This window comes from Pedobacter sp. T50_32 (assembly GCF_057652195.1).
Genome location: NZ_JBYFBY010000002.1, coordinates 1025114 through 1039136, shown reverse-complemented (window position 1 = coordinate 1039136; position 14023 = coordinate 1025114). Strand labels below are relative to the sequence as shown.

10 protein-coding genes and 3 tRNA genes are annotated in these 14023 nt (G+C 37.5%); all 13 read left to right on the top strand.

The window, feature by feature from the left end; translation table 11 throughout:
• Positions 1-23: 23 nt before the first annotated feature.
• Positions 24-96, top strand: a tRNA-Gly gene (locus AC23ME_RS09805).
• Between the two features lie 85 nt (positions 97-181).
• Positions 182-253: transfer RNA gene (locus tag AC23ME_RS09800), tRNA-Thr, on the top strand.
• Between the two features lie 120 nt (positions 254-373).
• Positions 374-1561 (top strand): elongation factor Tu, encoded by a 1188-nt coding sequence (gene tuf, locus AC23ME_RS09795; RefSeq protein WP_487727575.1) that lies wholly within the window; start codon positions 374-376, stop codon positions 1559-1561.
• A gap of 55 nt (positions 1562-1616) precedes the next feature.
• A tRNA-Trp gene (locus AC23ME_RS09790) sits at positions 1617-1687 on the top strand.
• Between the two features lie 76 nt (positions 1688-1763).
• A complete protein-coding gene (secE, locus tag AC23ME_RS09785; RefSeq protein ID WP_487727574.1) occupies positions 1764-1955 on the top strand; it encodes a preprotein translocase subunit SecE in 192 nt (63 codons plus the stop codon).
• Positions 1956-1969: 14 nt separating this feature from the next.
• Positions 1970-2512, top strand: coding sequence for a transcription termination/antitermination protein NusG (nusG, locus tag AC23ME_RS09780; RefSeq protein WP_487727573.1), 543 nt, complete (start codon positions 1970-1972; stop codon positions 2510-2512).
• Positions 2513-2638: 126 nt separating this feature from the next.
• Positions 2639-3343, top strand: a complete 705-nt coding sequence (locus AC23ME_RS09775; RefSeq protein ID WP_487727572.1) for a WG repeat-containing protein — start codon at positions 2639-2641, stop codon at positions 3341-3343.
• A gap of 140 nt (positions 3344-3483) precedes the next feature.
• Entirely contained in the window at positions 3484-3924 is a 441-nt protein-coding gene (rplK, locus tag AC23ME_RS09770) for a 50S ribosomal protein L11 (protein ID WP_097131876.1), read from the top strand.
• A gap of 26 nt (positions 3925-3950) precedes the next feature.
• The gene (gene rplA / locus AC23ME_RS09765; RefSeq protein WP_487727571.1) at positions 3951-4649 is read left to right on the top strand and encodes a 50S ribosomal protein L1; all 699 of its coding nucleotides are present in this window, start codon (positions 3951-3953) and stop codon (positions 4647-4649) included.
• 2 nt (positions 4650-4651) lie between these two features.
• Positions 4652-5176 carry a 50S ribosomal protein L10 gene (gene rplJ, locus AC23ME_RS09760; protein ID WP_487727570.1) on the top strand — a complete coding sequence of 175 codons (525 nt, stop codon included), beginning with the start codon at positions 4652-4654 and terminating at the stop codon, positions 5174-5176.
• A 64-nt stretch (positions 5177-5240) separates the two neighbouring features.
• Positions 5241-5618, top strand: a complete 378-nt coding sequence (gene rplL, locus AC23ME_RS09755; protein WP_097131870.1) for a 50S ribosomal protein L7/L12 — start codon at positions 5241-5243, stop codon at positions 5616-5618.
• A gap of 152 nt (positions 5619-5770) precedes the next feature.
• Entirely contained in the window at positions 5771-9574 is a 3804-nt protein-coding gene (rpoB, locus tag AC23ME_RS09750) for a DNA-directed RNA polymerase subunit beta (RefSeq protein ID WP_487727569.1), read from the top strand.
• A gap of 79 nt (positions 9575-9653) precedes the next feature.
• Positions 9654-13940 carry a DNA-directed RNA polymerase subunit beta' gene (gene rpoC, locus AC23ME_RS09745; RefSeq protein ID WP_487727568.1) on the top strand — a complete coding sequence of 1429 codons (4287 nt, stop codon included), beginning with the start codon at positions 9654-9656 and terminating at the stop codon, positions 13938-13940.
• Positions 13941-14023: the final 83 nt, after the last annotated feature.

Below are 14023 nucleotides of genomic sequence, written 5' to 3'. Positions count from 1 at the left end.
AATTGAAAACTGAGAATTGAAAAGCGGAAGTAGCTCAGTTGGTAGAGCGATAGCCTTCCAAGCTATAGGTCGCGAGTTCGAACCTCGTCTTCCGCTCTTGGAAGTTCATTGGGAAATTGTTTAATGGTTCACTAGTGGCCTAATGAACAAAAGAACATTGAACTATGAGCTAAGGGTAAAAGCCGAAGTAGCTCAGCGGTAGAGCACTTCCTTGGTAAGGAAGAGGTCGTGGGTTCAAGTCCCATCTTTGGCTCAAAAATGAATGACTTTGTTGTTCTGTTAAATAAAGCAGAAAGAACAAGGTTTTTTGTATTGAAATTATATCAAAACAATAATTAAATAAAAAATTTTAACCTACTAATAAGTATAAAAAATGGCAAAAGAAAAGTTTGACCGCAGTAAGCCGCACTTAAACATCGGTACAATCGGTCACGTTGACCACGGTAAAACAACCTTAACAGCAGCTATCACTAAATGTTTAGCTGATGCAGGTTTATCTGAGGCACGTTCATTCGAATCTATTGACTCTGCTCCAGAGGAAAAAGAAAGAGGTATCACTATCAATACTGCTCACGTTGAGTATTCAACTGCTAACCGTCACTATGCACACGTTGACTGTCCAGGTCACGCGGATTACGTGAAAAACATGGTTACTGGTGCTGCTCAAATGGACGGAGCTATTATCGTGGTAGCTGCTACAGATGGTCCAATGCCACAAACTCGTGAGCACATTCTATTGGCTCGTCAGGTAGGTGTACCTTCATTAGTTGTATTCATGAACAAAGTGGATATGGTTGATGATCCTGAGTTATTAGAACTAGTAGAAATGGAAATTCGTGAATTATTATCATTCTATGAATTCCCTGGTGATGATATCCCTGTAATTCAAGGTTCAGCTCTTGGTGGTTTGAACGGAGATGCAAAATGGGTTGCTAAAATCATGGAATTAATGGAAGCTGTAGATAACTATATTCCAATTCCTCCACGTTTGACAGATCTTCCTTTCTTGATGCCTGTTGAAGACGTATTCTCAATCACTGGTCGTGGTACTGTTGCTACAGGTCGTATTGAGCGTGGTGTAATCAACTCTGGTGATCCAGTTGAAATCTTAGGTATGGGTGCTGAGAACTTAAAATCTACAGTAACTGGTGTTGAGATGTTCCGTAAAATCTTAGATTACGGTGAGGCTGGTGATAACGTAGGTTTATTGTTACGTGGTATTGAGAAAACTGATATCCGTCGTGGTATGGTAATCTGTAAACCAGGTTCAGTAACTCCTCACACAGATTTCAAAGCTGAGATCTATGTATTATCAAAAGCAGAAGGTGGTCGTCACACTCCATTCTTCAACAAATACCGTCCTCAATTCTATTTCCGTACTACAGACGTAACTGGTGAAATTTCATTAGCTGAAGGTACTGAGATGGTAATGCCAGGTGATAACGTTACAATCACTGTAAAGTTGATCAACGCTATCGCAATGGAAAAAGGTCTACGTTTCGCTATCCGTGAAGGTGGTAGAACAGTAGGTGCTGGTCAGGTAACTGAAATCTTAGCTTAATTTTTTAAGCACACAATATAAAAAGGGTTAGCTTTTAGCTAGCTCTTTTTTATCCACGGGAATAGTTCAATGGTAGAATAGAGGTCTCCAAAACCTTTGATCAGGGTTCGAATCCTTGTTCCCGTGCAAATAAAATGATTGAATTTGAAATGATGAAATAAGTTTCAACCATTCAAAATTTTCTCATTCAAAATTCTCAAATATGGCTAAGGTAGTTCAATTTATAAAAGAATCGTACGAAGAAATGACCCAAAAGGTAACTTGGCCTACATGGGGTGATTTACAAAATTCGGCAGTGTTGGTTTTAGTGGCATCTGCAATCATTTCGTTGGTGATATTAGCTATGGATAAAGGAGCTAATTTCATTCTTGAAACGTTTTACAATTCACTTTAAAAAAGATTTATTAGATGAACGATCAGCTAAAATGGTACGTTGTTAGAGCGGTAAGTGGCAAAGAGAAAAAAGTAAAACAATACCTTGATTCAGAAATTAGCCGTTTAGGTATCTCTCATCTAGTTCCTCAAGTATTGATCCCTACGGAAAAATACTATCAGATGAAGGATGGTAAGAAAATTGCCAAAGAGCGTAACTATTACCCAGGATATGTAATGATTGAAGCCGCACTTGATGGCGAGTTAGAACACGTAATCAAAGGCATCAATAGCGTTATCGGTTTCTTAGGAGATAAAGCAGGTAATGCAATCCCTATGAGACAGGCAGAGGTTAACCGTATTTTAGGTAAGGTTGACGAAATGAGCCAACAAAGTGAAACAATGAGTGTTGCTTACTTTGTGGGAGAAAACGTTAAAGTAATGGATGGCCCTTTCAATGGTTTCTCTGGTATCATTGAAGAGGTGAACGAAGAGAAGAAGAAATTGAAAGTAATGGTTAAGATTTTCGGTCGTAAAACGCCACTGGAACTTAACTATATGCAAGTAGAAAAAGAATAAGAAATTATAAAAGCATTTGAAGGCTACTCAATTGAGTAGCCTTTTTTGTTACCTAAGCATTATTATATTTTCTTATGGATTTTATATAGAAATAACATCTTTAAAAATAATCCCATTATTTTGCTTATGATTCATAGAGGTGTAAATTTAAAATATATTAAAATAATATTATTGTTCTTTCTGTGTGGGGGAATATCATTTTATTCTTCTGGACAGGTTTTATTACCAGAGCTTATACCTTATAAGGTAAAAAATAAATTTGGATATGTAAATTCTGGTGGAGATTTAGTTATTAAGGCTAAGTATGATTTTGCGGAGCCATTTGGGGCTAACTGTCCTATTTTGAACAATGGCGATTCTACCATAAGAAAATTTGGAACAAAGGATTATGGAACAGTTAAGATTAGAAACAAATTGTATAGGATAGATAAAAATGGTAAAATAGTTTGCACATATAGTTCCGAGCTAGTAAATGAATGCATTAAAGAAGGCATGGATTATAAAGCTAGTTCGTTTTTTCGCTTTTACGGGAATGGAAAGGTGGGGCTGAAAACTGTAAATGGATTTTATAATGGCAAATTCATAGGTGCTGAAGAAACTATTTTGGAGGCAAATTATGAAATAATATATTTATCAAATGAGACCTATACAGGACCATTTATAGTTAAGAAAAGTGATAAATGGGGACTTGTTGAAAAGGATGATAAGATTTTGGTAGATTTCAAATATGACTCTATTACATTTTACGGGTCTTTTTATCTGTTATTAGTATCCGAGAGAAATAGACAATATTATGTAGATTATTTAGGAAAGGAATATAAAGAGAATTAATTTTCATAAAAGTATTGGAGGACTGCAAGATAATTTATATCTTTGCAGTCCTTTTTGCATTCAATGCATCCTAAAGGAAATCTAAATGTTACATTGCTTCCAAAATTTAACATTGAGTTTTAATTAAACAAAAACAAAAAATGGCAAAAGAAGTCAGTGCGATGATCAAATTACAGATCAAAGGCGGAGCTGCAAACCCATCGCCACCAGTAGGACCTGCATTAGGTGCTAAAGGTGTGAATATCATGGAGTTTTGTAAACAATTCAATGCTCGTACCCAAGATAAGCCAGGTAAAGTTTTACCAGTTGTAATTACTGTATATGCTGACAAGTCTTTCGATTTCATCATCAAAACCCCTCCGGTTGCTATCCAATTATTGGATGCTACTAAATTACAGAGTGGTTCTGCTGAGCCTAACCGTAAAAAAGTTGGATCGGTGACTTGGGATCAAGTTAAGGCAATTGCTGAAGATAAAATGCCTGATTTAAATGCATTTACTATCGAATCAGCAATGAGTATGGTTGCTGGTACAGCACGTAGTATGGGTATCACTGTTTCAGGTGATGCGCCTTTTAACTAATTATTTAACATTAACAGTTTACACTAGTGGCTAAGTTAACAAAAAATCAAAAAATAGCACACGCTAAACTAGAAGCCGGTAAATCGTATTCTTTAAAAGATGCAGCTGCATTGGTAAAAGAAATCACGTTAACTAAATTCGATGCATCAGTAGATATTGATGTGAGTTTAGGGGTAGACCCACGTAAAGCCAATCAAATGGTTCGTGGTATTGCTACCTTACCACACGGTACCGGTAAAACTGTTCGCGTTTTAGTTCTTTGTACTCCTGATAAGGAAGAAGAGGCTAAAGCTGCAGGAGCAGATTTTGTAGGTTTAGACGAGTATGTAGCTAAAATTGAAGGTGGTTGGACAGATGTAGACATTATTATCACTACTCCTTCGTGTATGGCAAAGGTAGGTAAGTTGGGCCGTGTTTTAGGTCCAAGAAACTTAATGCCAAACCCGAAATCAGGTACAGTAACTAACGAAGTTGGTAAAGCTGTAACTGATGTAAAAGGCGGTAAGATCGATTTTAAAGTTGACAAAACTGGTATCATTCACGCGTCAATCGGAAAAGTATCATTCCCGGCAGAGAAAATTTATGAAAATGCTTTAGAAGTTCTACAAGTAATTTCAAGATTAAAACCATCTGCTGCAAAAGGAACTTATTTTAAGAGCATTCATGTTTCTTCAACAATGAGTCCTGGAATTGCAATTGAAACTAAATCAGTAGCGGGGATCTAATTATGAACAGAGAAGAAAAACAAGAAGTAGTTTTAGCTCTACAAGAGAAAATGCAAGAGTACGGTAATTTCTATATTACTGATACATCAGGCTTATCTGTTGAAAAAGTAAATAATATCCGTCGCAAATGTTTCGAAAGCGGTATCGAAATGAAAGTTGCAAAAAATACTTTGATCAAAAAAGCGATCGAAGGATTAGAAGGTGACTCATCAGAGATATTCACAGCATTAAAAGGTCAGTCGGCTTTATTGTTTTCTAAAGTAGGTAATGGTCCTGCAAAGTTGATCAAATCACTTAGAAAAGGTAAAGGCGAAGATAAACCTCAACTGAAAGGTGCATACGTAGACACGGCAATCTTTGTTGGCGATAACCAATTAGATGCATTAGTAAGCCTTAAATCAAGAGAAGAGCTTATTGGCGAAATCATTGGATTATTACAATCACCAGCTAAAAATGTTGTATCTGCATTGCAATCAAGCGGAGGTAAGATCGCAGGTATTGTTAAAACACTACAAGAAAGAGGTTAACGAACACCTTAAGTTCGTAAGTTAAACAAACAACAATCACGTAAAATTTTAAAATCTTAATAAAATGGCAGATTTAAAAGCGTTTGCTGAGCAATTAGTAAACTTAACAGTTAAAGAAGTTAATGAATTAGCTCAAATCTTAAAAGACGAGTATGGTATCGAGCCTGCTGCTGCTGCGGTAGCTGTAGCTGCTCCTGCTGCTGGTGGCGAAGCTGCTGCAGCTGAAGAGAAAACATCTTTTGATGTAATCTTGAAAGATGCTGGTGGTCAAAAATTAGCTGTAGTTAAATTAGTTAAAGACTTAACTGGTTTAGGTTTGAAAGAAGCTAAAGACTTAGTTGATGGTGCACCTAAAGAATTAAAAGCTGGTGTTGCTAAAGACGAAGCAGAAGCTCTTAAAAAACAATTAGAAGAAGCTGGAGCTGTAGTTGAGATTAAGTAATCACTTAATATAACGAAACTCAAAGAAAAGACTCCGACTGCAAAGTCGGAGTCTATTCCCGTTTATAAACATTTCATTTTGTTTGGTGGATGAAAATGTTTCCCTTAAAACCAAAAAATAGTTTATTCTTAAACTAAATTAAATTTAGTCCCTTGGCAAATAAAGTCGACCAAAGAGTAAATTTTGCACGTAGTAAGCACATTATCGATTATCCAGATTTTCTGGATGTGCAGTTGCAATCATTTAGAGAATTTTTCCAGATCGAAACTACTTCAGACAACCGTCATACAGAAGGTTTGTTTAAAGTGTTCGCAGAAAACTTCCCAATCACTGATTCTAGAAACATTTTTGTTTTAGAATTTTTAGATTATTTTATTGATCCACCTCGTTATGACATTCCTGAATGTATTGACCGTGGACTAACTTACAGCGTTCCGTTGAAAGCTAAATTGAAGCTTTCTTGTAACGATGCTGAGCATGAAGATTTTGAAACCATTATTCAAGATGTATACTTAGGAACCATTCCTTATATGACTCCTAAAGGTACATTCGTAATTAACGGTGCAGAACGTGTAATTGTATCTCAATTACATAGATCTCCAGGTGTGTTCTTCGGCCAAAGCCGTCACACAAATGGTACTAAGTTATATTCTGCCCGTGTAATTCCGTTTAAAGGTTCTTGGATCGAGTTTGCTACAGACGTTAATAACGTAATGTATGCTTATATCGATCGTAAGAAAAAATTCCCAGTAACTACGTTGTTGCGTGCTATTGGTTACGATTCTGATAAAGATATCTTAGAGCTTTTTGATTTAGCTGATGAAGTAAAAGTTAGCAAATCTGGTTTGAAGAAATATATCGGACGTAAACTAGCTGCAAGGGTTCTTAGAAAATGGGTAGAAGATTTTGTGGATGAGGATACCGGTGAGGTAGTTTCTATTGACCGTAATGAAGTTATTTTAGACAGGGATACTGTTTTAGAAGACGACCATATTGATTTAATCATCGATGCAGGTGTTAAAACTATCATTTTATCTAAAGATGATGGTGCATCTCAAGCTGATTATACCATTATATATAATACTTTACAAAAAGATACTTCTAACTCTGAAAAAGAGGCTGTGGAGAACATCTATCGTGCTTTGCGTAACGCAGAACCACCTGATGAGGAAACTGCAAGAGGTATCATTGATCGTTTATTCTTCTCAGATAAGCGTTATGACTTAGGTGATGTGGGTAGATACCGTATCAACCGTAAGTTAAAAATGGATACTCCTGACGAGGTTAAAGTTTTAACGAAAGCAGATATTATAGCAATTGTTAAATATTTGATCAAGTTAATTAACTCTAAAGAAGAGGTGGATGATATCGATCACTTATCAAACCGTCGTGTACGTACGGTAGGTGAGCAATTGTACGCACAATTTGGTGTAGGTTTAGCTCGTATGGCTAGAACTATCCGTGAGCGTATGAACATTCGCGATAACGAGGTGTTTACACCAACAGATTTGATCAATGCTCGTACATTGTCTTCTGTAATCAACTCTTTCTTTGGTACCAACCAACTTTCACAGTTCATGGATCAAACCAATCCTTTGGCAGAGATTACGCACAAGCGTCGTCTTTCCGCTTTAGGTCCAGGTGGTCTATCTCGTGAGCGTGCAGGTTTCGAGGTTCGTGACGTTCACTATACGCACTACGGTCGTTTGTGTACTATCGAAACTCCAGAGGGTCCAAACATTGGTTTGATTTCATCTCTTTGCGTTCACGCTAAGATCAATAGCTTAGGTTTTATCGAAACTCCTTACAAAAAGGTTGTAGACGGTAAAGTTGCTATGAATGAAGATGTGATTTACTTATCTGCAGAAGATGAAGATGGTAAAACTATCGCTCAAGCTAATGCGCAGTACGATGATAAAGGTAATTTCTCTACGCCACGTGTTAAAGCACGTTACGAGGGTGACTTCCCGATTATCGAGCCTGAGAAATTAGACTTGATGGATATTGCACCTAACCAGATTACTTCAATTGCTGCTTCGTTAATTCCGTTCTTAGAACATGATGATGCGAACAGGGCGTTGATGGGATCGAACATGCAACGTCAGGCCGTACCATTGTTACGTCCTGAGGCTCCAATTGTAGGTACAGGTTTAGAAGGTCGCGTTGCTCGTGACTCAAGAACTTTGATCAATGCAGAAGGAAACGGTGTTGTTGAGTATGTAGATGCAAATCAAATTGTAATCAAATATGAAAGAAATGACGATGATCGTTTAGTTTCTTTTGAAGGAGATAGCAAAGCTTATAGATTAACTAAATTCAAAAAAACCAACCAAAATACTTGTATCAACTTGAAACCAATCGTTAAGAAAGGTCAAAAAGTTACTAAAGGACAAGTGCTTTGCGAAGGTTATGCAACTGAAGATGGTGAATTGGCATTAGGAAGAAACTTAAAAGTAGCTTTCATGCCTTGGCAAGGATATAACTTTGAGGATGCGATTGTAATTAACGAGCGTATTGTTAGAGAAGATATCTTTACTTCACTACACATCGAAGAGTTTGAATTAGAAGTACGTGATACAAAACGTGGTGAAGAGGAGTTAACTCCAGATATCCCTAACGTTTCTGAAGAAGCTACTAAAGATTTAGATGAGAACGGTATTATCCGCGTTGGTGCTGAAGTTAAAGAAGGCGACATCTTAATTGGTAAAATTACACCAAAAGGTGAGTCTGATCCTTCACCAGAAGAGAAATTACTTCGTGCAATCTTTGGTGACAAAGCTGGCGATGTGAAAGATGCTTCATTGAAAACTCCACCATCAATTAAAGGTGTGGTTATCGATACTAAATTATTCTCTAGAGCTAAGAAAACTACAAAAGCTGAAGAAAAATCAGCAATTGAGAAATTAGACAAGAAATATAATAGCGTAACTGAGGCTCTTAAAAACGAATTAGTAGAGAAATTGTTCCAAGTTGTAAATGGTAAAACATCTCAAGGTGTATTCAACGTTTACAAAGAACTTTTAATTGCTAAAGGTGCTAAGTTCACTCAGAAAATATTAGCTGATTTAGAATACGCTCACATTAATCCATACAAATGGACTACTGACGAAGACAAAAATGAGCAAATTAAAATGTTGTTGCACAACTACGGTATCCGTGTAAACGAAGAACTAGGTGCTTACAAACGTGATAAATTTGCAATTAGTGTTGGAGATGAGCTTCCATCAGGAATTGTTCAGATGGCTAAAGTTTATGTAGCTAAAAAACGTAAATTAAAAGTAGGTGATAAGATGGCTGGTCGTCACGGTAATAAGGGTATTGTTGCTCGTATTGTACGTGATGAAGATATGCCTTTCTTAGATGACGGAACACCTGTTGATATCGTGTTGAACCCACTAGGTGTACCTTCACGTATGAACTTGGGTCAGATCTACGAAACCGTATTGGCTTGGGCTGGTCAAAAATTAGGCGTGAAATTCGCTACTCCAATTTTTGATGGTGCTAAGAGCGATGAGGTAGAAGAATGGATTGCTAAAGCAGATTTGCCAGCTTCTGGTAGAACTTACTTAAATAATGGTTTAACAGGCGAGAAATTTGATCAGCCGACTACAGTAGGTATTATTTACATGCTGAAATTAGGTCACATGGTTGATGATAAGATGCACGCCCGTTCTATCGGACCATACTCATTAATTACACAACAACCATTGGGTGGTAAAGCTCAATTTGGTGGTCAGCGTTTTGGTGAGATGGAGGTTTGGGCATTAGAAGCATTCGGTGCTGCTAATATCCTTCAAGAGATCTTGACTGTGAAGTCTGATGATGTTATTGGAAGAGCCAAAACTTACGAAGCCATTGTTAAAGGCGAGAACCTACCAACTCCAGGCGTACCAGAATCGTTCAACGTATTGGTACACGAGTTACGCGGTTTAGGTTTAGATATTACGTTAGACTAAAAGTTTTAAGTTATAAGTGGTACGTTGTATTAAGCAACGTATCACCTAAAACTTACTACTTAAAACTCAAAAAAGAAATATGTCTTACAAAAAGGATAATAAATTAAAAAGCAATTTCACCTCGATAACCATTAGCTTATCGTCTCCAGAGATTATTCTAGAGCGTTCAAGTGGTGAGGTGTTAAAACCTGAGACGATCAATTATCGTACTTACAAACCTGAACGTGATGGTTTGTTTTGCGAGCGTATTTTTGGTCCGGTAAAAGATTACGAATGTCATTGCGGTAAATACAAGCGTATCCGTTATAAGGGTATTGTTTGCGACCGTTGTGGTGTTGAGGTAACTGAGAAAAAAGTACGTAGAGAGCGTATGGGACACATCAACTTGGTGGTTCCTGTTGCGCATATCTGGTATTTCCGTTCTTTACCTAACAAAATCGGTTATCTTTTAGGTTTGCCTACAAAAAAATTAGACTTGATTATTTACTACGAGCGTTATGTAGTAATTCAAGCTGGTTTAATGGGCGAGCAAGGTATCCAATTCATGGATTTCTTAACTGAAGAAGAATACCTTGATATTTTAGATAAATTACCTAAAGAAAATCAATACTTAGACGATAAAGATCCTAATAAATTTGTTGCCAAAATGGGAGCAGAGGCTTTAGAAGATTTGTTGAAACGTATCGATTTAGATAGTTTATCATATAATTTACGTCACCAAGCGGCTAACGAAACTTCTCAACAACGTAAAAACGAAGCGTTAAAACGTCTTCAAGTTGTAGAAGCTTTCCGTGGCTCTAGAGCAAACATCGAGAATAACCCAGAGTGGATGATCATCAAGATTGTTCCTGTTATTCCGCCAGAATTGCGTCCTTTGGTTCCATTGGAAGGTGGTCGTTTTGCAACTTCAGATTTGAACGATTTATATCGTCGTGTAATTATCCGTAACAACCGTTTAAAACGTTTGATCGAGATTAAAGCACCAGAAGTTATTTTACGTAACGAGAAACGTATGTTGCAGGAAGCTGTAGATTCGTTATTCGATAACTCACGTAAAGTAAATGCTGTTAAAACTGAAGGTAACCGTGCCTTGAAATCACTTTCAGATATCTTGAAAGGTAAACAAGGTCGTTTCCGTCAAAACTTATTAGGTAAACGTGTGGATTATTCTGCTCGTTCGGTAATTGTTGTAGGTCCAAACCTTAAATTACACGAATGTGGTTTACCAAAAGATATGGCTGCTGAGCTTTACAAACCATTCATTATTCGTAAGATGATTGAGCGTGGTGTTGTAAAAACAGTAAAATCAGCTAAGAAAATTGTTGATAGAAAAGATCCACTAGTTTGGGATATCCTTGAAAACGTATTGAAAGGACACCCAGTGTTGTTAAACCGTGCACCTACGCTACACAGATTAGGTATTCAGTCTTTCCAACCTAAATTAGTAGAAGGTAAAGCTATCCAATTACACCCATTAGTGTGTACAGCATTCAACGCCGATTTTGACGGTGACCAGATGGCAGTTCACTTACCGTTAGGTAATGCTGCAATTTTGGAAGCCCAAGTATTGATGTTGGCTGCTCACAATATCCTTAACCCTGCTAACGGTACGCCAATTACAGTACCTTCTCAGGATATGGTTTTGGGTCTTTATTATATTACTAAAGGCCGTAGAACTGACGATAAGAGAGTAGTAAGAGGTCAGGATATGAATTTTTACTCTGCGGAAGAAGTAATTATTGCTTACAACGAGAAGAGAGTAGATCTACACGCTTGGATTAAAGTAAAAGCTAACGTTAAAGAATCAGACGGTACAATTGTAAATAAGTTAATCGAAACTACAGTTGGTCGTGTGTTATTTAACCAAATGGTACCAGAAGAAGTTGGTTATATCAACGAGCTATTAACTAAGAAATCTTTAAGAGATATTATTGGTGAAGTAGTGAAAATGACTGGTATGGCTCGTTCTGCTAAGTTCTTAGATGATATCAAAGAATTAGGTTTCCAAAGTGCGTTCCGTGGAGGTTTATCGTTCAACTTACAAGACGTAAACATTCCAGTTGAGAAACATACTTTATTAGAGCAAGCTGCTAACGAAGTTGAAGAAGTAAGAAACAACTATAACATGGGTTTCATTACCAACAACGAACGTTACAACCAAATTATCGATATCTGGACACGTATCAACAATCGTTTAACTACGTTTGTGATGAACCAATTATCATCAGATAACCAAGGTTTCAACTCTGTTTACATGATGCTTGACTCTGGAGCCCGTGGTTCTAAGGAGCAAATTCGTCAGTTGGCAGGTATGAGGGGCTTAATGGCAAAACCTCAAAAATCAGGTTCTGGTGGTGAGATTATCGAAAACCCAATCTTATCAAACTTTAAAGAAGGTTTATCTGTATTAGAGTACTTTATCTCTACCCACGGTGCCCGTAAAGGTTTGGCGGATACGGCGTTAAAAACTGCGGATGCGGGTTACTTAACTCGTCGTTTGCATGACGTAGCGCAAGATATGATTGTAAACGATGTAGACTGTGGTACTTTAAGAGGTATGTACACTACAGCGTTGAAAGATAACGAAGATATTGTTGAGCCTTTATACGAACGTATTTTGGGACGTACCTCATTACATGATGTGTACAATCCATTAAACGGTGAGTTATTGGTTGGTGCTGGTGAAGATATTAACGAAGATGTTGCTAAAGCAATTGAAGAGTCTCCGTTAGAAGGTGTAGAAATTCGTTCGGTATTAACTTGCGAAAACAAGCGTGGAGTTTGTGCTTTATGTTACGGTCGTAACTTGGCATCAGGTAAGCGTGTTCAACGTGGTGAGGCTGTAGGTGTAATTGCAGCACAGTCAATCGGTGAGCCGGGTACACAGTTAACACTTCGTACTTTCCACGTGGGTGGTACGGCGTCTAACATTGCCAACGAATCACAAATCAACGCTAAGTTTGACGGTATAATCGAGTTTGAAAACTTACGTACAGTTCAAACTACTACTGAAGAAGGCGTAATCGACATCGTTTTAGGTCGTTCAGGTGAGTTCAGAATTGTTGAGCCAGGAACAAACAAAGTTATCGTTAACAACAACATCCCTTACGGTGCATTCTTATATGTAAAAGAAGGCGATAAAGTTGCTAAAGGCGATAAAATTGTTTCTTGGGATCCGTACAACGCGGTTATTATCTCAGAATTTGGAGGTAAAATCGAATTTGATGCGATTATCGAAGGTGTAACTTTCCGTGAAGAATCTGATGAACAAACTGGTCACCGTGAGAAAGTAATTATTGATACTCGTGACAAAACCAAAAACCCTTCTATTAAGGTATTGGATAAAAAAGGCGAGTTAATTAGAACTTATAACATTCCTGTTGGTGCTCACATTGCTGTTGATGATGGTGATGCAGTACAAACTGGACAAGTGTTAGTGAAAATTCCTCGTGCTACTGGTAAAACCCGAGATATTACAGGTGGTTTACCTCGTGTAACTGAGTTATTCGAGGCTCGTAATCCTTCTAATCCAGCAGTTGTAACAGAAATTGATGGCGTAGTAACATTGGGCGGTATCAAACGTGGTAACCGTGAAATGACTATTGAGTCTAGAGATGGTGAGGTTAAAAAATACCTTGTTCCATTGTCTAAACACATCTTGGTACAAGATAATGACTTTGTGAAAGCGGGTATGCCATTGTCAGATGGTTCTATCTCTCCAGCAGATATCTTGGCAATCAAAGGTCCAGCGGCAGTACAAGAGTACTTAGTAAATGGTATCCAAGAGGTTTATCGTTTGCAAGGTGTGAAAATCAATGATAAGCACTTTGAAGTAATTGTACACCAAATGATGCAGAAAGTACATATCGAAGATCCGGGAGATACTCGTTTCTTAGAAAATGACTCTGTTGACCGTTGGGATTTCATGGTGGAAAACGACGAAATTTTCGACAAGAAAGTTGTTGTTGAAGCGGGTGATTCAACTACGGTAAAACCAGGTCAGATCTTATCTTTACGTAAATTAAGAGACGAAAATTCTCAATTGAAACGTCAAGATTTAGCTCAGATCGAAGTAAGAGATGCTAAACCAGCTACTGCAAGTTCAGTACTACAAGGTATCACGCGTGCTTCATTAGGTACTAAGTCGTTTATCTCTGCTGCTTCATTCCAAGAGACTACTAAAGTGTTAAACGAAGCTGCAATTGCAGGTAAGAAAGACAGAATGTTAGGCTTGAAAGAAAACGTAATTGTTGGTCACTTGATTCCTTCAGGTACCGGTGTACGTGGCTACGAGCGTATCATTGTAGGTTCTCAAGAAGAGTACGATAAATTATTAGCTTCGAAACAAGAAGAAGTAGAAGCTTAGTAATAAGTCACATAAATTTTAAAGCTCCGGAGTTTACTTCGGAGCTTTTTTATTTTTTGAATGTTTCCTTTAAAAAGTTAGTT